Source organism: Paracoccus jeotgali (assembly GCF_002865605.1).
Classification (GTDB): Bacteria; Pseudomonadota; Alphaproteobacteria; order Rhodobacterales; family Rhodobacteraceae; genus Paracoccus; species Paracoccus jeotgali.
On record NZ_CP025583.1, the window covers coordinates 522,303 to 542,882 of the forward strand.

A 20,580-nucleotide genomic window follows, 5' to 3' on the forward strand; every position below is an offset into this window, starting at 1 on the left:
GCGCTTTTTTTTTATCCCAGTCCTTCAGCTTGGCCGTGGCAGATCGGCGTTGCGCGCCTGCGCAGGCCGGTCCAACCTGCGCGCAGATTTGAGGAAAGGACGACAGATGTTTGAAGACATGCTGAAAGGCCGTGTGGCGGTGGTCACCGGCTCAAATTCGGGGATCGGGCTGGGCATCGCGCGGGAACTGGCGCGGGCGGGGGCCTCGGTCGTCTTGAACAGCTTTACCGATGACGAGGCCGATCACAAACTGGCCGCCGATCTGGGGCAGGAATTCGGGGTCGAGGCGCGCTATATTCAGGCCGACATGTCCGCGCCGGACCAGTGCCGCGCGCTGATCGAAAAGGCCGGCGGCTGCGATATTCTGGTGAACAACGCCGGCATTCAGCATGTCGCGCCGATCCCGGAATTTCCGGTGGACAAGTGGAACGCGATTATCGCGATCAATCTGTCCTCGGCCTTTCACTGCACCGCCGCCGCCCTGCCGGGGATGAGCGACAAGGGCTGGGGCCGGGTCATCAACATCGCCTCGGCCCATGGACTTACGGCAAGCCCCTACAAATCGGCCTATGTCGCGGCCAAGCATGGCGTGGTCGGGCTAACCAAGGTGACGGCGCTGGAACAGGCGGGCAAGGGCGTGACCTGCAACGCGATCTGCCCCGGCTATGTGCTGACGCCCATCGTGGAAAAGCAGATCCCCGACCAGATGAAGACCCATGACATGAGCCGCGAGGACGTCATCAAGAATGTCATGCTGGCGCGCCAGCCCTCGGGCGAGTTCGCCACCGTCGAGCAGGTCGGCGGGACGACGGTGTTTCTGTGCAGTGACGCGGCGGCGCAGATCACCGGCACCACGATCAGCGTCGACGGGGGCTGGACGGCGCTGTAGCGCGCGGGCTTGCGTCGCATCCTTCGCAGAAGGCGCGGATGCGGCGCAGCGCCTCGGTCAGCGTGTCGGTGCTGGCGGCGTAGCTGATGCGGAAATGCGGCGACAGGCCGAAGGCCGCGCCAAAGACCACCGCCACGCCGGCCTCGTCCAGCAGCGCATTGGCGAAGACCTCGTCATCCGTGATGGGCGTGCCGGCGGGGCTGCGCCAGCCGATCATTGCCCGGATCGAGGGGTAGACATAGAACGCCCCCTGCGGCACCGGGCAGTCGATGCCGGGGCAGTCGTTCAGCCCCGCCACCACCAGATCGCGCCGTGCCTGAAAATCGTCGCGCCAGCCCTGCAGGAACTCCTGCGGCCCGCTGAGCGCGGCCAGCGCGGCGTGCTGGCTGATGGTCGAGGGGTTGGACGTCGATTGCGATTGCAGCTTGGCCATGGCGCGGATCAGCTCGACCGGGCCGGCGCCGTAGCCAATCCGCCAGCCGGTCATCGCATAGGCCTTGCTGACCCCGTTCATGGTCAGCACCCGATCCCTGAGGCGCGGCTCGACCTGCGCCGGGGTGGCAAAGCGGAAGCCGTCGAAGCAGAGATGTTCGTAGATGTCGTCGGCCAGCACCCAGACCTGCGGATGATCCAGCAGCACCGCACACAGCGCCCGCAGCTGCTCGGCGTCATAGGCCGCGCCCGAGGGGTTCGAGGGCGAGTTCAGGATCAGCCATTTCGTCTGCGGCGTGATCGCCCGGCGCAGCGCGTCCGGGGTGATGCGGAACCCGTCCTCGGCCCGGCTGGGCAGGATGACCGGCGTGCCCCCCGCCAGCGCCACGATGTCGGGATAGCTGACCCAATAAGGCGCCGGGATGATGACCTCGTCACCCGGGCCGACGCTGGCCAGCAGCGCGTTGAACAGGATCTGCTTGCCGCCGGTGCCGACACTGATCTGGTCGGGGGTATAGTCCAGCCCGTTTTCCCGCGCGAATTTCTGGCAAATCGCCTGTTTCAGCGACGCCATCCCGTCGACGGCGGTATAGCGCGTGTGACCGGCGTCGATGGCCGCCTTGGCGGCCTCGCGGATATGGGCGGGCGTGTCGAAATCCGGCTCTCCCGCCGACAGGCCGATGATGTCGCGCCCCTCGGCCTGCAGCGCCGCGACGCGCCCGGTCATCGCCACGGTGGGCGAGGGCTTGATGCGGCTGACCGCCTTTGACAGGAAGGGCATCGCGGGCTCCTTGGAAGTGACAGGCTTTCGTCATAGGCTGCGCGCGCGTTTGCGACAAGCGAGGCAATGATGGAAGACCCCGAGATCCGGCTGAAGCGGCTGCGGATGCGAAGCTGGCGGCGCGGCATGAAAGAGATGGACCTGATCCTCGGCCCCTTTGCCGACACCCAGCTGGCCCAGCTGTCCGAGCCGCTGATCGCGCAATACGAGCAGGTGATGGGCGAGAACGATCAGGACCTGTATCTGTGGGTCACCGCCCGCGCGCGCGGCGAAAGCGCCGGCCCGGCCGAGATCGCGGGCGTGCTTGACGTCATCGCGGATCACGCCTTTGGCCGGCTGGCCGGAAATCCGGCCGAGTTCACCAATCGGCCGCAAATAATCCGGCCCGATTAACCGCAGGTTTGGAAATTTGGTCCATGGTCCTCCTGAAGAAAGGGATGACCAGATGACCATTGCACTGAACGGACAACAGATTCGGCCTCAGGGCGATCCGGTGGCCAGCTATTTCCAGTGTCTGCAACTGCTCGAGCGGCTGCATCGGCTGATGCTGGACCTGATCAAGGATGATTTCGAGCGGGTCGGCCGCAGCGACCTGACGCCGGTCCAGGCCCTGCTGCTGTATAATCTGGGCGAGGCCGAGGTCTCGGCGGGCGAGCTGCGGTCGCGCGGCATGTATCAGGGCTCGAACGTGTCCTATAACCTGAAAAAGCTGGTCGGGATGGGCTATGTCCTGCACGAGCGATGCGATCAGGACCGGCGCTCGGTCCGGGTCAGGCTGTCGGATCGGGGCCAGCAGGTGCGCGACCAGATCGGCGAGCTGTTTGCGCGTCACGCGGGCGACCTGGACTGTTCCGGCGTGCTGGACGATCCGCCGCTGGATGCCGTGAACCGGCAATGGCGGCGGATCGAGCGGTACTGGGCCGAGCAGATCCGCTATATCTATTAGCGTCCGCTCCGGTCAGGCGCTGCGGAATTACCAGTGACCGGTGTTTTCCATGCTGGCCCAGGGTTCTTTCGGTTCCAGCTTGCCGTCCTGCAGCAGCTCGATCGAGATGTTGTCCGGGCTGCGCACAAAGGCCATGTGACCGTCGCGCGGCGGGCGGTTGATGGTGACGCCCGCATCCATCAGCTTCTGGCAGAGCGCATAAATATCATCGGTCTGATAGGCGAGATGCCCGAAATGCCGGCTGTCCGAGGGCAGGCCCTCATCGCCGTCCCAGTTATAGGTCAGCTCGACCGGACATTCCGGCTGGCCGGGCGGGGCCATGAAGATCAGCGTGAAGCGACCCTGCTCGTTTTCGGTGCGCCGTGTCTCTTCCAGACCCAGCAGGCGATAAAAGGCCATGGACTTTTCCAGATCCTTGACCCGGACCATGGTGTGCAGATAGCGAAGCGACATGATGACTCCTTTGTTCGTCGGCGTTTCGGCACCTTGGCACGCGACGGGCTTGCGCACAAACGATCCTCCATGGCGCTTATTCGGTCTGTTGCGCGTGGCCTCGGGACGTTATGAAGGGCCCCGGCACAGGAGGGCGGGATGCAGCAATATCATCAGGCGCTGAAAACAATTCTGGACGAGGGTGAGGAGACCACCGACCGCACCGGGACCGGGACCATCGCCTGTTTCGGGATGCAGGCGCGCTATCGGCTGTCGGACGGTTTTCCGCTGGTGACGACCAAGAAACTGCATCTGCGCTCAATCATCCACGAGCTGCTGTGGTTTCTGTCCGGCGACACGAACATCCGCTATCTGAACGACAACAAGGTGCGGATCTGGGACGAGTGGGCCGATGAAAAGGGCGATCTCGGCCCCGTCTATGGCCAGCAATGGCGGCGTTTCTCGGCGCTTGAACCCGCCGGGACCGACACCGCGGGGCGGCGCGTCTTTTACGCGCGTCACGTCGATCAGATCGCCGAGCTGGTCGAGAACATCCGCACCAATCCCGACAGCCGCCGGCTGATCGTCTCGGCCTGGAATCCGGGCGAGGTGCCGCGCATGGCGTTGCCGCCCTGCCATACGCTGTGGCAGGTCCGCATCATCGGGCGCAAGATGCATCTGCAGCTGTATCAGCGCTCGGCCGACATGTTCCTGGGCGTGCCGTTCAACATCGCGTCTTACGCGCTGCTGCTGGCGATGCTGGCCCATGTGACCGGCTATGAGGCGGGTGATTTCGTCCATACCCTTGGCGACGCGCATATCTATTCCAACCATCTCGATCAGGTGCGGCTGCAACTGTCGCGGACGCCCAAGCCGCTGCCGAAGCTGCGCTTTACCCGCGAGGTGTCCTCGATCTTCGACTTCCGCTATGAGGATTTCGAGTTTCTGGGCTATGATCCCGACCCGGCGATCAAGGCGCAGGTGGCGGTCTGATGCTGTCGCTGGTCGTCGCCCGCGCGCGGAACGGGGCCATCGGCAAGGATGGCGGCATCCCGTGGCACATCCCCGCCGATCTGGCCTTCTTCAAGCGCGAGACGCTGGGCGGCGCGATCATCATGGGCCGCCGCACCTGGGAGAGCCTGCCGCGGCAGCCGCTGCCCAGCCGGCTGAACCTTGTCGTTAGCCGCAGTCTGGACCTGCCCGGCACCGCCCACCCCGATGTGGACAGCGCAATCACCGCCGCGCATGAGGCGGGTCACGCGCGGATCTATGGCATCGGCGGCGCGCGCATCTATCAGGAGATGCTGCCGCAATCCGACCGCCTGCTGATCACCGAGGTCGACACCGTCATCCCCGACGCCGACACGTTCTTCCCCGATTTCGACGAGGCCGAGTGGGTCGAGACGCTGCGCCGCCCGCTGCCCTCGGACGGGCCGGGCTGCGTGCTGCGCGAATTGCTGCGCCGGCGCTGAGGTCAGGCGGCGCGGACCGCCTGCAGCCAAGACCTGATCGCGGCCACCGCCTCGGGTTCGTCCAGCCACGGCACATGGGCGCGGTCGGGCACCTCGGCATAGATGGCGTCGGGGCGTTCCTGCTGCATCCGCTGAAACGCGGCCTCGCCCAGCAGATCCGAATTCGCCCCCCGGATCACCGCGACCGGCATCCCCTGGGTCGCCTGCCACAGCGGCCACAGATCGGGCGCCTCGCCCTGAAAGGCGGCCAGAAACGCCTCGCGCAGGGCGGGGTCGTAATTGACCTGCAGCCCGTCCGGCGTCTGGACATAGAACCGCCCGGCATCCTCGCGCCAGCGGCCCTTAGGCACATTGTCGAAGCCCGGCGCCATCTGCGCCATGCGCTGCGCCACCTGGTCCAACGTCTTGGCGGACGGGTTGCGGCCGACATAGTCGAAGATACGCTCCAGCCCCGTGCGCTCGATCTCGGGGCCGACATCGTTCAGGCACAGCCCGGTCAGGCGGTCATGCGCGATGGCGGCCAGCAGCAGGCCGATCAAGCCGCCGCGCGAGGTGCCCAGCACCGCCGCGCGCTCGATCCCCAGATGATCCAGCAACGCCAGCGCGTCGCGGGCCTCTTGCGGGACGGTATAGCTGTCGGCGCCGGTCCGGTCGGACGCGCCGCGCCCGCGATAATCCATGCGGATCAGGCGGACATCGGACAGATGCGGCGCGACGTAGTCGAAATCGGCCATGTTGCGCGTCAGCCCGGCCAGACACAGCACCGGCAGCCCCTCGCCCTCGTCGCGATAGGCGAGCTTTGCGCCATCGGCGGCGTGAAAGAACTGCGCGCTCACAGGTTTTCGCTCTGCGGCATGCCGAGGACGTGATAGCCGCCATCGACGGTCACGATCTCGCCCGTGGTGCAGGCGCCCCATTCGCTGGTCAGCCAGACCGCCGTCCCCCCGATCGCCTCGAGCGTCGCGTTCGCGCGCAGCGGCGCGTTGGCCTGGGTGTGGCGGAAGGTCTTGCGCGCGCCGCCGATGGCGGCCCCGGCCAGCGTTTTCATCGGGCCCGGGCTGACCGCGTTGACGCGGATGCCGTCGGGGCCGAGATCGTTGGCCAGATAGCGCACCGACGCCTCGAGCGCGGCCTTGGCCACGCCCATCACGTTATAAAACGGTGTGACCCGGTTCGACCCGCCATAGGTCAGCGTCAGGATCGAGCTGCCCGGCCCCATCAGCGGATGCGCGCGGCGCGCCACGTCGATCAGCGAATAGCAAGAGATATCGAGCGAATTCTTGAAGTTCTCTCGGCTGGTGTCGACAAAGCGGCCGGTCAGCTCGTCCTTGTTGGAATAGGCGATGGCGTGGACGACGAAATCCAGCCGCCCCCAGTCATTGCCGATCCGCTGAAACGCCGCGGCGAGGCTGTCGTCATCGGTCACATCGACGTCGATCAGCAGGTCGGAGCCGACCGATTCCGCCAGCGGCTTGACCCGCCCCGCGAACATGTCGCCCTGATAGCTGAAGGCCAGTTCCGCCCCCTGCGCCGCCATGGCCCGCGCGATCCCCCAGGCAATCGAGCGTTCATTCGCGACGCCCATGATCAGCCCGCGCTTGTTCTTCAGCAGATCTCCCATCTGCGTCACTCCTGAAATTTCGACATGACAAGCGAGGCGTTGGTGCCGCCGAACCCGAAGCTGTTCGACAGGACCGAATCGAAATCCACATCGTCGACGCGTTTCAGGGCGATTTCCTCGGGCTTCAAATCGGGGTCGAGTTCGGTGACGTTGGCCGAGGCCGAGATGAAGCGGTTCTGCATCATCAGCAGGGAATAGATCACCTCATGCACGCCGGTCGCGCCGAGGCTGTGGCCGGTCAGCGATTTGGTCGAGGCGATGGGCGGGGTCGAGCCCTCGCCAAAGACGCGGCGGATGGCCTTGACCTCGCCGATGTCGCCGACCGGGGTCGAGGTGCCGTGGGCGTTGATATAGCTGATCTTGCGGTCCTTGGGCAGGGTCGCCAGCGCCACGCGCATCGACCGCTCGCCGCCCTCGCCCGAGGGCGCCACCATGTCGTGGCCGTCCGAGGTCGCGCCATAGCCGGTCACTTCGGCATAGATCCTGGCGCCGCGGGCGCGGGCGTGTTCCAGTTCTTCCAGCACCACGACGCCGCCGCCGCCGGCGATGACGAAGCCGTCGCGGGTGACGTCATAGGGCCTTGAGGCGGTTTCGGGCGTGTCGTTGTATTTCGACGACATCGCGCCCATCGCGTCGAACAGGCAGGACAGCGTCCAGTCCAGTTCCTCGCCGCCGCCGGCGAACACGATGTCCTGCTTGCCCATCTGGATCTGTTCGACGCCATTGCCGATGCAATGGGCCGAGGTCGAGCAGGCCGAGGTGATCGAATAGTTCACGCCCTTGATGCGGAACGGCGTCGCCAGACAGGCGCTGTTGGTCGAGGACATGCAGCGTGTGACCATGAACGGCCCCATGCGCTTGGGGCTGCCCTTTTCGATGACGATCTGATGGGCGTCAAAGAAGTTGCTGGTCGACGGCCCGCCCGATCCCATGATCAGCCCGCTGCGCGGGTTCGAGACGTCGCTCTCCTCCAGCCCGGAATCGGCGATCGCCTGCTCCATCGCAAGGAAGTTATAAGCCGCGCCCGGACCCATGAAGCGCAAGTTGCGCTTGTCGATATGATCCTCGAGCTTGATCTGCGGCATGCCGTGAACCTGGCTGCGAAAGCCATGCTCGGCATATTCGGGGGCGAACACGATGCCCGAGCGACCGACCCTCAGGCTTTCGGTGACTTCGGCGGCATTGTTGCCGATGGGCGAGATGATCCCCAGCCCGGTGATGACGACACGGCGCATACACGCTCCTTCATTTCCTGCCATTGCGATCGGCGCTGTCTGCGCGACCCAATTTGACGCGACGATAAGGCCGCGCCGCCTGACAGACAAGACGCGCGGCCCGGAAACGACGCCCGAAGGCCCCGCCGCGCCGGGTTTGCGCCTGCCAGCCTAGCCGATTTGCCCATGCCCAGAAAGTCGCGCATTGCCTCTGGGCGGGGCGCGCATCTGCGGGCATAAGATGGCGCGGACGCAAATGCTGACCCAAGGGCAGCACGGAAAACAACAGGAGACCGACATGTCGATCGAACGCATCCAACCCGGCCCCCGGATGAGCCAGGCCGTGATCCACGGCGACACCATCTATCTGGCCGGCCAGCTTGGCGATCCCTCTGCCGACATCGCCCAGCAGGTGCGCCAATCGCTGGCCGGCGTCGACAAGGTCCTGGCCGAGGCCGGCAGCGACAAGTCCAAGATCCTGTCGGTGATGATCTGGCTGGCCGATATGGGCGATTTCGACGCCATGAACGCCGAATACGAGGCGTGGCTGGACAAGGACAACCCGCCCACCCGCGCCACCGGCGAATCGCGTCTGGCCACCCCCGACCATCTGGTCGAGGTGATCGTGGTCGCCGCGCGCTAAGGCTTTGCGGCAGGCGGGTCAGGTGGCTCGCCTGCCTCTGAGGGGCCGGGTGTGCCCGGTCGCGTTCATCAGGGGAGGAAAGGCGATGATGGGGATGGTCCGGGTGGTGCTTGCCACCGCATTTGTGCTTGCATCGGGGGCGGGCGGCGTGGCCGCGCAAGAGCATGTCTTCAAGCTGCATCATTTTCTGGGGGCCGAGGCGACGGTCCAGAAACACATGCTGGAGCCATGGGCCAGACAGGTCGAGGAGAACTCGGGCGGTCAGGTCAGGATCGACATCTACCCCTCGATGACGCTGGGCGGCCGCCCGCCGGAACTGGTGACGCAGGCCCGCGATGGCGTCGTCGATCTGATCTGGACGCTGAACGGTTATACCCCCGGCGTCTTTCCCCGGACCGAGGTGATGGAGCTGCCCTTCGTCTATCTCAACGACCCCGGCGCGGCCAATCTGGCGCTGGCGGATATGTATGCCGACCATCTGGCCGAGGATTATCGCGGGCTGGAGCCGATGTTCCTGCATGTCCATGCCGGGCAGGCGATCCAGACCGTCTCGGAAGAGGTGCGGCTGCCGCAGGATCTGCCGGGCATGAAGATGCGGATTCCCACCCGCACCGGCGCCTGGGTGATCGAGGCGCTGGGCGCGCAGCCGGTGTCGATGCCGGTGCCCGACCTGCCGCTGGCGCTATCCAAGGGCGTGGTCGACGGCGCCTTCATCCCGTTCGAGATCATCCCGACGCTGAAGATCCAGGACCAGACGCAGTTCCAGATCGAGGGCGCGGACGGCATCCGCTTCGGCACCTCGGTCTTTCAGGTGTCGATGAACAAGGCCCGCTGGGACAGCCTGCCGCCCGATGTGCAGCAGGCGTTCCGCGACGCCTCGGGCCGCGACTGGCTGGTCGAGATCGGCCGGGTCTGGAAACAGGCCGAGCTGGACGGGATCAAGGCCGCGACCGATGCCGGCAACATCCACGTCACCCTGACGCCCGAGGAGACCGAGGCGTTCCGCGAAAAACTCGCCCCGGTCATCGACCGCTGGGTGGCCGAGGTGACGCCGCTGGGCATCGACGGCGCGGGGCTGGTCACGCAGGCACGCGATCTGGTGGCAAAATACCGTAAGGAAACACAGGCGGAATGAGGCAGCCGGATGCGTCACCCCCTGCGACCGGGCTGACCGGCGCGGCTCCCGATCCCGCCGCCGTCACCCGGCAGCGCAGCGGTCTCGCGGCGGGGGTCGCGGTGGCGGCAATGGTCTGGGCGCTGCTGGGCGGTGCGGTTCTGCTGGGGGTGGTCGGCATCAACGCGGCCTCGGTTCTGGGCGCTGCCTTCGGCCACCCGCTGCCCGGCGATTTCGAGCTGACCGAGATGGGCATCGCGCTCGCCGTCTTTGCCTTTCTGCCCTATTGCCAGCTGACCGACGCCAATGTCACCGCCGATATCTTCACCGCCCGCGCCGGTTCGCGGATGCGGGGGGCGCTGCGCGCGCTGGGGTCGCTGGCGGCGCTGGTCTTTGGCTGCGTGCTGTTGTGGCGCATGTCGGCGGGGCTGGTGGATCACCGGCTGTACTCCTCGGTGACGGCGATCCTGCAGATCCCGCTGTGGTGGGCCTTTGTGCCGGTGCTGATCTCGCTGGCGCTGCTGGCCGCGACCGCGCTGCTGACCCTGACCGAAAGCCTGCGCGAGGCCCGTGGATGAGCGATCCGCTGCTGCTGGGCGGGCTGGCGCTGACGGCGCTGGTGGCGCTGATCGCCATCCGCCTGCCCATCGCCTATGCCATGATCGCGGTCGGCGCCGGGGGCATCATGTGGCTGAACGGCCCGACCCTGCTGCTAAGCCAGCTCAAGACGCTCGCCTATGGGCAGTTCTCGGTCTACGACCTGTCCATCGTGCCCATGTTCATCCTGATGGGAGAGCTGGCGACCGTCGCGGGCCTTAGCCAGGCGCTGTTCCGGGGCGCGAATGTCTGGCTGGGCTGGATGCGGGGCGGCACGGCGATGGCGGCGATCGCGGCCTGCGCGGGGTTCGGCGCGGTCTGCGGATCGTCGCTGGCGACCGCCTCGACCATGGGCAAGGTCGCGCTGCCGGAACTGCGGAAATACAACTACTCGGGCGCGCTGGCGACCGGGACTCTGGCGGCGGGGGGCGTGCTGGGCATCCTGATCCCGCCCTCGGTCGTGCTGATCGTTTATGCGGTCATTGTCGAGGCCAACATCGTCACCATGTTCGCCGCCGCCCTGATCCCCGGCCTGATCGCGGTGCTGCTGTTCATCCTGACCATCGCGCTCTATGTCACGATCCGCCCGCAGGCCGGTCCCGCCGGCGGCGCCGCCAGCCGCGCCGAGTTCATCAGCGCGACGCTGGGTCTGCTGCCGGTCACCATCATCTTTGGACTGGTGCTGGGGGGCATCTATGGCGGGCTGTTCAACCCGACCCCTGCCGCCGCCGTGGGGGTGGTGCTGGTCGCGGGCTATGGGCTGGTCCGGGGCGCGATCGGCTGGCGCAACCTGACCGGGGCGCTGCTGGCCACGGCGCGATCCGCGGGCATGATCTTCCTGATCCTGCTGGGCGCCGAGTTGATGAAGATATTCATGTCCCGCGCCGGTCTGCCGCAACAGGCGGCGGCCTGGATCGCCGACAGCGGCATGTCGCCCCTGTCGGTCATGGTGGTGATCCTGTTCGCGCTGATCCTGCTGGGTTGCCTGATGGACAGCCTGTCGATGATCCTGCTGGTGATCCCGTTCTTCTGGCCGATGCTGCTGGAGTTGAACGGCGGCATCTATCAGACCACGGGCGAGGGCGCGGGTTTTGCCATGTCCACCGACGAGCTGAAGATCTGGTTCGGCATCCTCGCGCTGATCGTGGTGGAACTTGGCCTGATCACGCCGCCGGTGGGGATGAACGTGTTCATCATTTCCAGCATGGCGCGCGACACGCCGATGATCGAGACCTTCAAGGGCGTGCTGCCATTTTTCATGGTCGAATTGCTGCGCGTGGCCCTGCTGCTGGCCTTCCCGGCGATCACGCTGTTCCTGCCGCGCCTGCTGGCGGGGTAGCGTTGCGGGGCAGGCGCTCGGGGCTGCGTATGCCCGCAGATTGGCGGCTAGGTCGCCTTGCTGTCGTGCCTGCCGTCTGACGAAGCTCGGGCTCCGGCTGGCGCGCGACCCTCGCCGCAGGCCAGCCGCTGCCGGGTCAGCTTTCGGACAGCGCCACCTTCATGTCCTTGACCTGATAGATGACCTCGCCATCGGCCTCGACGATGCCGTCGGCCACGCCCATGGTCAGGCGGCGGGTCTGCAGCGCCTTGGTGAAATCGACGCGATAGGTCAGCATCTTGCGGTCGGGACGGACCATGCCGGTCAGCTTGACCTCGCCCACGCCAAGCGCATAGCCGCGCCCCTTCCAGCCCCGCCAGCCGAGGTTGAAGCCGGTCAGCTGCCACAGCCCGTCCAGACCCAGACAGCCGGGCATGATCGGGTTGCCGGGGAAGTGGCAGGGAAAGAACCACAGGTCGGGCGAGATATCGAACTCGGCCGTGATATGGCCCTTGCCATGCGCGCCGCCATCCTCGCTGACATCGGTGATGCGGTCCATCATCAGCATGGGCGGCGCGGGAAGCTGGGCGTTGCCTGGGCCGAACAACTCGCCCCGGCTGCAGGCCAGCAGGTCGTCCTTGTCGAAATACGTCTTCTGCATGGCCATGGGCGCGTCCTTCGGTTTCCGGTTTCTGCTCATCGTCAATTCCGCGCCTGTCTAACGATCAGGACCGAGTGTCGCAAGCGCGGGCAAGGGTGGGGCGTTCAATACCACTGCCCCGGCTCCATCAGCCCAAACTCCATCAATTGCTGCGCGCTCCAGTCGAAGGGGTGAGAGTTGCGCCACATGAAGCTGTCGATCCGGTCGCGCGAGGCGGGGTTGCGGCGCAGCGCCTTGGCGACCCGGAACGAGACGATGGCCGCCGTCAGGTTGTTGTGCCAGCGGCAGGCATAGGTGTTGTATTCCTGATCGTCGAAACGGTGATCTTCGAGCAGGCGCAGGCCGGGGCGGCTGCGAAACAGCGCGATGCGGTCGATCCGGCGGCGGTCTTCGGGCAGGTATTCCTCGAACCGCCAGCGCAGCCCGCCGTGGAAATCGAGCTGCCGGTCCAGCGTCTGCCCCGACCCGTCGGTGCGGCCAAGCGCGTAATAGCCGGTGCGGTCAAACATGGCGTTGTCGAGGTTCACCGCATCGGGATAGCGGGCCAGATCGGGCGCATACAGGTCGATGACATAGGTCAGCATCGCCGCCCGGCGTTCCTCGGCGTGAAAGGCCAGCATCTCGCCCACCTGCCGCGTTTCCGAGAAGGGAAAGAACAGATATTCGGCGTTATAGCCGTAGTAGAGCCACGTGCCGGGGGGCACGGCCTCGTTCACCGCGTTCACGGCATCGACATGGGCGCGCTTGCGGCGGCTGTCGAAGGTCAGGTTGACGATGGCGGGATGGGGCGCGGACAGCGCCAGCGGCTCGGGCGACAGCGCCAGGATGGTGCGGAAACCCGCCTTGACGGCGTGGGCAAGGGTCGAGGCGGTCTCGACCTCGTCCTCGATCAGCAGGATGGCGATGGGGCCAGTGCGCAGCGCGGCAGGCTTGGCGGCCAGAAACTGGTCGAGCGTCGGGGTCATGACAGCAACTCGCGGATGCGCGCGATCTGCGGCGCGCGTAAGGTAGTGGAGGGCGCGGCGTCAGGTGGCGCGGTGGCGTCAGCGGGCGGCGGTGTCGAGCCAGCTTGCGCGGTGTCAGGCGCGGGGTAGGGCTGCGTGATGATCTTGCGGATCTGATCCACCAGTAGCGTGCGCTTTCGCTCGACCAGCGGATTGCCGGCGGAGGGCAGGGCCTGCAACGCGGCCTGCACCTCGGCCGCAACGGGGGCGGGCGCGTCCAGCAGCGGTTGCAGCGCGGCGCGCAGATCGGCCTGCGCGGCCTCGGCGGCCTCGGCCTCGGCCCGGGCCACGGCGGCGGCGCGGGCGCGGGCATCGGCGGCGGCGATGGCCAGTTCCGCCACCCGCTCGGTCTCGCGCGCCAGATCGCTGCCGGTGTCGGGCGGCAGGGGCGCGTCCTGCGCGGCGGGGGTGGCGGGCACGGGCTGAGCCGTCTGAACGGGCGTTTCCGGCGGCGCCGGTTCGGGTTCGGGCTGCGGCACCAAAGGCCGCGCCACCGGGCGCTGCGACAGCCCGCCTGCGACCGGCGGGCGCGGCGAGATCCCCTCGCGCAGGGCCGCAGGCAGCAGTTCCGGGTTCGACCAGCCCCACCAGCCCGCCGCCAGCAGCACGAGGAACGCGACAATCGCGGCGATCAGCCTTCTCATCCGGGGGTTTCCTTCCTGACGCCGCTCTCTGTTGCCACAACAGCACGGCGCCGGAAAGCCCGCTGGACGATATCGCGGGCAAAGCCGCAATTCCGGGGATTCAGGTTGTCACTTGCCGCGCGAGTGCTTATTTTGCACGCCATTCGACTGCATCCATAAAAGGAATCCAACCATAGCTCGTCGTCCGCACAATGCGCCGCCCCCCAACCGTGACGCCGGTCCCCGCGTCAATGAACGAATCCGCGTTGCCGAAATCCGGCTGATCGGCGCGGATGGTGAAAATGTCGGCGTCGTCACGCCCGCCCGCGCGATGGAGATGGCGCAGGCTGCCGGTCTGGACCTGGTTGAGATTTCGCCCAACGCGTCGCCGCCGGTCTGCAAGATCATGGATCTGGGCAAGTTCAAGTATGAACAGCAAAAGCGCGAGGCCGAGGCCCGCAAGAAGCAGAAGATCATCGACATCAAAGAGGTGAAATTCCGCCCCGGCACCGATACCCATGACTATGACGTCAAGATGCGCAATGTCATGAAGTTCCTCGAGGCCGGCGACAAGGTCAAGGTCACGCTGCGCTTCCGGGGCCGCGAGATGGCGCACCAGAATATCGGCATGGACCTGCTGCACCGCATCCGCGACGAGGTGGGCGAGGCCGGCAAGATTGAGAACATGCCCAAGCTGGAAGGCCGGCAGATGGTGATGATGATCGCGCCGAAATAGCGGCGTGTCTGGCCGCCGGGCCTCTGTCCGGGGCCTGCGATGAAGGGGACCGGAATGGCGCCCGAAATTCTGATCGTAAAGGATGACGGCGCCGATCCCGATCTGCCGCTGCCCGCTTATGAAAGCGCGGGCGCGGCGGGGGCCGATCTGCGCGCCGATCTGGGGCCGGGGCAGGTGGTCGTGCTGGCCCCCTTGCAGCGGCAGTTGATCCCGACCGGCCTGCGCATGCAGATCCCGCCGGGGTTCGAGGTGCAGATCCGCGCCCGGTCCGGCGCCGCGCTGCGCGAGGGGCTGTCGCTGGTCAACGGCGTCGGCACCATCGACGGCGATTATCGCGGCCCGGTCGGGGTGATCGCGATCAACCTTTCGGACCGTCCGCTGACCATCAACCATGGCGACAGGATTGCCCAGATGGTCGTCGCGCCCGTGGTGCAGGCGCGGTTTTCGCATGTCTCGACGCTGGAACAGACCGCGCGCGGCGCGGGGGGCTTTGGCTCGACGGGTCGAGGCTAGGCGATGGGCCTGATGGCTGGGGCCGCACTGGCGCTGATGGCGGTGGGCTGGTGGCGGGGCTGGTCCCTGCCGCGCGTGCTGATCCTGCTGGCGGCGCTGTGGCTGCTGGTGCTGGCGCTGCTGCTGATCGTGCCGGCCCTTGCGGCGCAAGCGGGGCTGGGCGCCGATCCGCGGGTCTGGGCGGTGGGCGGGCTGCTGCTCGCCGGCGCCTCGGGCTATGGGGCGCTGATCGGGCGGGCGCGTATCGCGGCGCACCGTCGCTGGGGTGCCGGGCAGATTGCGCCGCCGGGGCAGCCGCAGACCGTGCACGACACTTCACCCGCCAGTGACGATGCGCTGGAACGCTATGCCCGCCACATCGTCCTGCGCGAGATCGGCGGGCCGGGCCAGCAGATGCTGCGCAAGGCGCGCGTGCTGATCGTCGGCGCGGGCGGGATCGGCTCTCCGGTGGCGCTGTATCTGGCCGGGGCCGGGGTCGGGCATCTGACGCTGGCCGATGATGACGATGTCAGCATCTCGAACCTGCAACGCCAGATCCTGTTTCGCACCCGCGATGCCGGCCGCGCCAAGGTCGATGCCGCCGTCGAGACGCTGCGCGCCCTGAACCCGCTGATCGAGGTGACGGCCCTGCCACGCCGGCTTGGCGCCGAGGATGCCGAGGTGATGCGCGGCTTCGATCTGGTGCTGGAAGGGACCGACAGCTTTGCCTCGCGCAAGGGGGTGGCGCGGGCCTGCGTCGCGGCGGGTGTGCCGCTGATCGCCGGGGCCATCGCGCAATGGGAAGGGCAGGTCACGATCTATGATCCCAATGCCGGGACGCCCTGCCTCGACTGCCTGTTTCCCGACGCGCCCGCGCCGGGGCTGGCGCTGTCCTGCGCCGAGGCCGGTGTCGCAGGGCCGCTGCCGGGGGTCATCGGATCGATCATGGCGCTTGAGGCGATCAAGGCGATCACCGGCGCGGGGCAGGGCCTGCGTGGTCAGATGCTGATCTTTGACGGGCTGTGGGGCGAGACGCGGCGCATCGCGCTGCAGCGCCGCGCCGATTGTGCGGTCTGCGGGGGCATCCCAGCCTGAAAGACGCCCACCGTCGGCGGTTTTTCCGCGATTTCAAGCCGTCCCATTCAAATTTCGGGAACGAATGCGTGAGGTTGCGCTTTTGTTACCAGGGCGCAGACCACACTGAAGCGCGCCGGAACATAGAATGGAGTGCATCATGAAGATTCTGACCACAATTGGCGCCGGTGCGGCGGTTGCCTTCACCCTCGTCGCCTGCGCCCCGACCGAAGAGACCCCGATCACCCGCGCCGAAGCGGATCTGATGGTCGAGGAAACCGTCGCCCCGGCAGCCCCGGTCGCGGCCTCGGGCGCGGTCGCGCCGGCCAACAGCGTGAACGGCAGCTATAACCTGCGCGCCAGCGAGTGCGGCCAGCCCGGCAGCGAGGGCGCGCTGAACATCCAGGGCAACAAGTTCGTCTTCCACGAGTCGGAATGCACGGCGATCTCCAGCACCAACAAGGGCGACGCGACCGAGGTCGAGCTGTCCTGCACCGGCGAGAACCAGGGCTTCACCCGCCTCACCAAGCTGCGCCTGTCGCCGGGCGTGCTGCGGCTGGAAGAGAACAATGTCGGCCTGCGCTACTACCGCTGCCCGGCGGCGACCTGATCGCAGCCTGACGGCAGGCCGCGCGGTCCTGCGCGGGCATCCGACAGCCAGATAAAAATGGGCGGCACCCGTGGGGGGCCGCCCTTTTCCGATCGTTTCTGCCGTTCAGACGACCTCGATCCCTGCGCCGGGCAGGGCCTCGCCGATGATCGCCGCCTGCGGATGCAGCTTGCGGACGCGGGCCAGCACCTCGTCGACGGTCTCGGGATCGACCGCCAGCAGCAGCCCGCCCGAGGTCTGGGGGTCGGTCAGGATCGTGCGTTCCGCCTCGGTCACGTCGTCGGGCAGGCTTGTGTGTTCGCCCACCGCATCCCAGTTGCGCCCGCTGGCGCCGGTGCGATGGCCGCTTTCGGCAAGTTCTGCGGCGCGGGCCAGCAGCGGCAGGGCGTCGCGGCGGATGCGCAGGCGCAGCCCCGCCCCCCGCGCCATTTCCATGCCGTGGCCCAAGACGCCAAAGCCGGTGACATCGGTGATCGCGTGGACATGGGGCAGGGTCGCCAGCTCGACCCCGATGCGGTTCAGCGTCGTGCAGCTTGCCACCATCTCGGCCACGTCGCTGGGCGTCGCGGTGCCCTGCTTGATCGCGTTGGAATAGATGCCGACGCCAAGCGGCTTGGTCAGGATCAGCACATCGCCCGGCTTGGCGCCGGTGTTGCGCCGCACATCCTCGGGCGCGCAGAGACCGATGACGGCGAGGCCATAGATCGGCTCGGGGCTGTCGATGGAATGGCCGCCGGCGATGGGGATGCCGGCCTCGGCGCAGATCTCGGCCCCACCGCCCAGGATGTCGCGGATGGTCTGGGCGGGCATCTTGGCGATCGGCATTCCAAGGATCGCCAGCGCCATGATCGGCCGCCCGCCCATCGCATAGATGTCGGAAATGGCGTTCGTCGCGGCGATCCGCCCGAAATCGCGGGCATCATCGACCATCGGCATGAAGAAATCCGTGGTCGCGATCACGCAGGTCTTCTCGTCCACCTGCCAGACCGCCGCATCGTCGGATTGCTCATTGCCGACCAGCAATTGCGGGATCGCCTGCGCAAGCGGTTGATCGGCCAGCAAATCGCGCAGCACCGCCGGTCCCAGTTTGCAGCCGCAACCGCCGCCATGCGCCAGATCCGTCAGTTTCATGCCCGTCTCCTTTATTGCCGGGCCATCCTATCGGGCGCGAAACCGCAAGCTCAAGCGCTATCTCGCACTTGCAGCAAAGGCGCGGGCATGGCTAATCTGCCGCGACATGATACGCAGCATCGCCCCATCCGACATCGTCGCCATCGCACCCGATTCGGGGATCGACGCCGCTGTCCATGGCTGGCGGGCAAAATGCCTGCAACGTCTGGTGCGGATGGATCTGCCGGTGCCGCCGTCGCACGCGCTGGCGGCGGGCGCGGTGCGCGCCCTGGCGCAGGGCGCGGTGCTGGATCTGGACGTGCTGCGCGCGCTGTTTCAGGGCGGGACCGGGCTGCTCAGCGTCCGGCCGTCGGCGGTGAAGCCGGAATGGGGCGGGCCGGGGACGGTGCTGAATGTCGGCATCAACGACGCCTGCCATGCCCGGCTGGTCGAGACGCGCGGGCAGAAAGCGGCGGATTCGATCTATCTGGGTTTTGTCCAAGCCTATGCGCAGAACGTGGCGCGGCTGGATTTCGACAGTTTCGACAGCGGCGGCGAGAATGCGCTGCAACGCGCGCTGGCGCTGTATCGGCAAGAGATGGACGAGGATTTCCCCCAGGATCCGGCGCGGCAACTGGCCGAGGTGCTGCGGTCGATGGCGCGGGCCTGGGACGCGCCCACCGCGCGCATCCTGCGCAGCGCCAAGGGCGCGCCGCAGGACGCGCCGCTGGGGCTGGTGATGCAGCAGATGGCGCTGGCCATCGGGCCGGGCGTGACCGGGTCGGGCACGATCCAGACGGTGGACAGCGTGACCGGCCTGCCGGTGATGACCGGGCGCTTCAAGGGGCAGATGCAGGGGCCGGCCAAGGGGCAGGGCGCGCAGACCATGTATCTGACCCGCGACACGCGCGGCGACTCGCTGGAAGACCTCGCGCCCGAACTGTTCGCGGATCTGGTCGGCTACTGCGCCGCCGCCCGCGAAAAGCTGCGCGACGAGATGCAGATCGAGTTCGTGCTGTCCGATGGCAAGCTGTCGATCCTGGACGCGGTGCGGGTCAACCGCTCGTCCCGGGCGGCGGTGCGGATCGCGGTCGCCCTGGCGCAGGACGGCGTGATCGCCCCGGCCGAGGCGGTGATGCGGATCGAGCCGCGCGCCCTGTCCGAGCTGATGCACTATCAGACCGACCCGAACGCGCCGCGCGACATCATCGCCCGCGGCATCGACGCCAGCCCCGGCGCCGCCACCGGGCGCATCGTCTTCAGCGCCGCCGCCGCCCAGGCCTCGGCTGCGCGGGACGAGCCTTGCATCCTCGTCCGCCGCGAGACCCTGCCCGAGGATATTCGCGGCATGCACGCCTCGGTCGGGGTGCTGACCGAACGCGGCGGCATGACCAGCCACGCCGCGGTGATCGCGCGCGGTCTGGGCCTGCCCTGCATCGTCGGCGCCACCGGCATCAGCATCGATCCCCGCGCCCGCTTGCTGCATTGCGGCACGCGCAGCTTCCGCGAGGGCGAGGAGATCACCATCGACGGCACCTCGGGCGAGGTGCTGGCCGGGGCGCCGGCGCTGCTGGAACCGGCGCTGGACGACAGCTTCAACCAGCTTCTCGACTGGGCGGACGATTTCCGCGACATGGGCGTGCGCGCCAATGCCGACACCGCCGAGGATGCCCACACCGCGCTGATGTTCAAGGCGCAAGGCATCGGGCTGTGCCGGACCGAGCACATGTTCTTTGACGAGATCCGCCTGCCGATCATGCGCGAGATGATCTTCGCCGACACGCCCGAGGATCGGCGCATCGCGCTGGCCCGGCTGCTGCCGATCCAGCGTCAGGACTTTGCCGAGCTGTTCCGGATCATGGCCGGGCTGCCGGTCACCATCCGCCTGTTCGACCCGCCCCTGCACGAATTCCTGCCCCAGCACCGCGAGGGCATGCGAGAGCTGGCCGAGTCGCTCGACCTGCCGCTGTCCGACGTGACCCGGCGGATCGAGGCGCTGTCCGAGTTCAACCCCATGCTGGGCATGCGCGGGGTGCGGCTGGGCGTCACCGTGCCGGAAATCTATGACATGCAGGCCCGCGCCATCTTCGAGGCCGCGATTGCCGCCGCCGCCATCGGCGCCCCGGTGGTGCCCGAGATCATGATCCCGCTGGTCAGCGCCCGGCGCGAGGTCGAGATCGTCAAGACCCGCGTCGATGCCGTGGCCGCCGCGGTCCGTACCGAAACCGGCACCGACTTTACCTATCGGCTGGGGGTGATGGTCGAAACGCCCCGCGCCTGTCTGCGGGCGGGCGATATCGCGCGGCACACCTCGTTCCTGTCCTATGGCACGAACGACCTGACGCAGATGACCTACGGGCTGTCGCGCGACGATGCCGGCCGCTTCATGGGCACCTATGTCCAGCAGGGCGTCTATCCCGAAGACCCGTTCCACATCCTGGACGAGGAAGGCGTGGGCGAGCTGCTGCTGCTGGGCACCGAACGCGCCCGCCGCGTGCAGCCTGGCATCACCATTTCCGTCTGCGGCGAACATGCCGGCAACCCGCAGACCATCGCCTTCTGCCACCGCGCGGGGATGGATTACATCTCTTGCTCGCCCTTCCGGGTGCCGGTGGCGCGGCTTGCTGCAGCGCAGGAAGCGATTCGCAGCAAGGCACAACCCAAGGGTTGATTCGCCTTTTTTCTGCTGTCGCTCTGCGCGATGCCGCAAGTGCGAAATGGCATAAATCCGCCAGATCGCTGCCGAGGCTTCGGCGAAAACTCGCCAAAAAGCTGGTTAATCAGGGTTTTCGCGGAACCTCACGCCGTCTC

Annotated in this window: 23 protein-coding genes; 14 read left to right on the forward strand and 9 right to left on the reverse strand. The window is 67.2% G+C overall.

Translation table 11 applies throughout. From position 1 onward, the window contains the following. Positions 1 to 106: 106 nt before the first annotated feature. Positions 107 to 889 (forward strand): 3-hydroxybutyrate dehydrogenase, encoded by a 783-nt coding sequence (locus CYR75_RS02625; RefSeq protein WP_101498718.1) that lies wholly within the window; start codon positions 107 to 109, stop codon positions 887 to 889. Here the strand turns inward: CYR75_RS02625 and CYR75_RS02630 are convergent. After that, a complete protein-coding gene (locus tag CYR75_RS02630; protein ID WP_101498719.1) occupies positions 858 to 2,102 on the reverse strand; it encodes a pyridoxal phosphate-dependent aminotransferase in 1,245 nt (414 codons plus the stop codon). The two genes, CYR75_RS02625 and CYR75_RS02630, sit on opposite strands and share 32 nt — an antisense overlap. Before the next feature lie 66 nt (positions 2,103 to 2,168). On the opposite strand from CYR75_RS02630, the gene CYR75_RS02635 reads away from it, so the two are divergent. Continuing rightward, positions 2,169 to 2,495: an FAD assembly factor SdhE gene (locus CYR75_RS02635; protein ID WP_192876674.1), complete on the forward strand. Its 327-nt coding sequence runs from the start codon at positions 2,169 to 2,171 to the stop codon at positions 2,493 to 2,495. A gap of 52 nt (positions 2,496 to 2,547) precedes the next feature. Further along, a complete protein-coding gene (locus CYR75_RS02640) occupies positions 2,548 to 3,048 on the forward strand; it encodes a MarR family winged helix-turn-helix transcriptional regulator (RefSeq protein ID WP_101498720.1) in 501 nt (166 codons plus the stop codon). A gap of 27 nt (positions 3,049 to 3,075) precedes the next feature. Here CYR75_RS02640 and CYR75_RS02645 read toward each other — a convergent pair whose 3' ends face one another. Beyond that, the gene (locus tag CYR75_RS02645) at positions 3,076 to 3,501 is read right to left on the reverse strand and encodes a VOC family protein (protein WP_101498721.1); all 426 of its coding nucleotides are present in this window, start codon (positions 3,499 to 3,501) and stop codon (positions 3,076 to 3,078) included. Positions 3,502 to 3,639: 138 nt separating this feature from the next. On the opposite strand from CYR75_RS02645, the gene CYR75_RS02650 reads away from it, so the two are divergent. Then, positions 3,640 to 4,473 carry a thymidylate synthase gene (locus tag CYR75_RS02650; RefSeq protein ID WP_101498722.1) on the forward strand — a complete coding sequence of 278 codons (834 nt, stop codon included), beginning with the start codon at positions 3,640 to 3,642 and terminating at the stop codon, positions 4,471 to 4,473. Next, a complete protein-coding gene (locus CYR75_RS02655) occupies positions 4,473 to 4,952 on the forward strand; it encodes a dihydrofolate reductase (RefSeq protein ID WP_101498723.1) in 480 nt (159 codons plus the stop codon). The genes CYR75_RS02650 and CYR75_RS02655 overlap by 1 nt, the downstream gene beginning before the upstream one ends. Positions 4,953 to 4,954: 2 nt before the next feature. Here CYR75_RS02655 and CYR75_RS02660 read toward each other — a convergent pair whose 3' ends face one another. The 3 genes from CYR75_RS02660 to fabB are packed head-to-tail and all read right to left on the reverse strand — an operon-like array spanning position 4,955 to position 7,808. Further along, positions 4,955 to 5,788, reverse strand: a complete 834-nt coding sequence (locus CYR75_RS02660; protein ID WP_225972808.1) for an alpha/beta fold hydrolase — start codon at positions 5,786 to 5,788, stop codon at positions 4,955 to 4,957. Then, positions 5,785 to 6,573 (reverse strand): enoyl-ACP reductase FabI, encoded by a 789-nt coding sequence (locus CYR75_RS02665; protein ID WP_101498725.1) that lies wholly within the window; start codon positions 6,571 to 6,573, stop codon positions 5,785 to 5,787. Before CYR75_RS02665 ends, CYR75_RS02660 begins: the two co-directional genes overlap by 4 nt. A gap of 5 nt (positions 6,574 to 6,578) precedes the next feature. Continuing rightward, positions 6,579 to 7,808, reverse strand: coding sequence for a beta-ketoacyl-ACP synthase I (gene fabB, locus CYR75_RS02670; RefSeq protein ID WP_101498726.1), 1,230 nt, complete (start codon positions 7,806 to 7,808; stop codon positions 6,579 to 6,581). Between the two features lie 277 nt (positions 7,809 to 8,085). Here fabB and CYR75_RS02675 point away from each other — a divergent pair, with 277 nt between their 5' ends. The 4 genes from CYR75_RS02675 (at position 8,086) to CYR75_RS02690 (ending at position 11,480) form a co-directional block, all read left to right on the forward strand. Next, positions 8,086 to 8,430 carry a RidA family protein gene (locus tag CYR75_RS02675; RefSeq protein ID WP_101498727.1) on the forward strand — a complete coding sequence of 115 codons (345 nt, stop codon included), beginning with the start codon at positions 8,086 to 8,088 and terminating at the stop codon, positions 8,428 to 8,430. 85 nt (positions 8,431 to 8,515) lie between these two features. Then, entirely contained in the window at positions 8,516 to 9,565 is a 1,050-nt protein-coding gene (locus tag CYR75_RS02680) for a TRAP transporter substrate-binding protein (protein ID WP_101498728.1), read from the forward strand. Further along, a complete protein-coding gene (locus CYR75_RS02685) occupies positions 9,562 to 10,122 on the forward strand; it encodes a TRAP transporter small permease (RefSeq protein ID WP_101498729.1) in 561 nt (186 codons plus the stop codon). The genes CYR75_RS02680 and CYR75_RS02685 overlap by 4 nt, the downstream gene beginning before the upstream one ends. Beyond that, the gene (locus CYR75_RS02690) at positions 10,119 to 11,480 is read left to right on the forward strand and encodes a TRAP transporter large permease (protein WP_101498730.1); all 1,362 of its coding nucleotides are present in this window, start codon (positions 10,119 to 10,121) and stop codon (positions 11,478 to 11,480) included. Before CYR75_RS02685 ends, CYR75_RS02690 begins: the two co-directional genes overlap by 4 nt. Positions 11,481 to 11,616: 136 nt before the next feature. On the opposite strand, the gene fabA is transcribed toward CYR75_RS02690, so the two are convergent. The 3 genes from fabA to CYR75_RS02705 form a co-directional block, all read right to left on the reverse strand. Continuing rightward, positions 11,617 to 12,126 carry a bifunctional 3-hydroxydecanoyl-ACP dehydratase/trans-2-decenoyl-ACP isomerase gene (gene fabA / locus CYR75_RS02695; RefSeq protein WP_101498731.1) on the reverse strand — a complete coding sequence of 170 codons (510 nt, stop codon included), beginning with the start codon at positions 12,124 to 12,126 and terminating at the stop codon, positions 11,617 to 11,619. Between the two features lie 98 nt (positions 12,127 to 12,224). Further along, complete coding sequence (locus CYR75_RS02700) at positions 12,225 to 13,085, reverse strand: glycosyltransferase family protein (protein WP_101498732.1); 861 nt, start codon at positions 13,083 to 13,085, stop codon at positions 12,225 to 12,227. Continuing rightward, positions 13,082 to 13,768: a hypothetical protein gene (locus CYR75_RS02705; RefSeq protein WP_101498733.1), complete on the reverse strand. Its 687-nt coding sequence runs from the start codon at positions 13,766 to 13,768 to the stop codon at positions 13,082 to 13,084. Before CYR75_RS02705 ends, CYR75_RS02700 begins: the two co-directional genes overlap by 4 nt. A gap of 112 nt (positions 13,769 to 13,880) precedes the next feature. Here CYR75_RS02705 and infC point away from each other — a divergent pair, with 112 nt between their 5' ends. From infC to CYR75_RS02725, 4 genes are all read left to right on the forward strand, one after another. Continuing rightward, positions 13,881 to 14,483: a translation initiation factor IF-3 gene (infC, locus tag CYR75_RS02710; RefSeq protein WP_225972809.1), complete on the forward strand. Its 603-nt coding sequence runs from the start codon at positions 13,881 to 13,883 to the stop codon at positions 14,481 to 14,483. Positions 14,484 to 14,537: 54 nt separating this feature from the next. Then, on the forward strand, positions 14,538 to 14,996 hold the full coding sequence (gene dut, locus CYR75_RS02715; protein WP_101498734.1) for a dUTP diphosphatase: 459 nt from the start codon (positions 14,538 to 14,540) through the stop codon (positions 14,994 to 14,996). Between the two features lie 12 nt (positions 14,997 to 15,008). Further along, positions 15,009 to 16,070, forward strand: coding sequence for a HesA/MoeB/ThiF family protein (locus tag CYR75_RS02720; RefSeq protein ID WP_225972810.1), 1,062 nt, complete (start codon positions 15,009 to 15,011; stop codon positions 16,068 to 16,070). 139 nt (positions 16,071 to 16,209) lie between these two features. Beyond that, entirely contained in the window at positions 16,210 to 16,659 is a 450-nt protein-coding gene (locus CYR75_RS02725) for a hypothetical protein (protein ID WP_158644559.1), read from the forward strand. 105 nt (positions 16,660 to 16,764) lie between these two features. Here CYR75_RS02725 and selD read toward each other — a convergent pair whose 3' ends face one another. Further along, positions 16,765 to 17,790, reverse strand: coding sequence for a selenide, water dikinase SelD (gene selD / locus CYR75_RS02730; RefSeq protein ID WP_101498737.1), 1,026 nt, complete (start codon positions 17,788 to 17,790; stop codon positions 16,765 to 16,767). A 106-nt stretch (positions 17,791 to 17,896) separates the two neighbouring features. Here selD and CYR75_RS02735 point away from each other — a divergent pair, with 106 nt between their 5' ends. Continuing rightward, positions 17,897 to 20,440: a putative PEP-binding protein gene (locus CYR75_RS02735; RefSeq protein ID WP_101498738.1), complete on the forward strand. Its 2,544-nt coding sequence runs from the start codon at positions 17,897 to 17,899 to the stop codon at positions 20,438 to 20,440. Positions 20,441 to 20,580 lie beyond the last annotated feature (140 nt).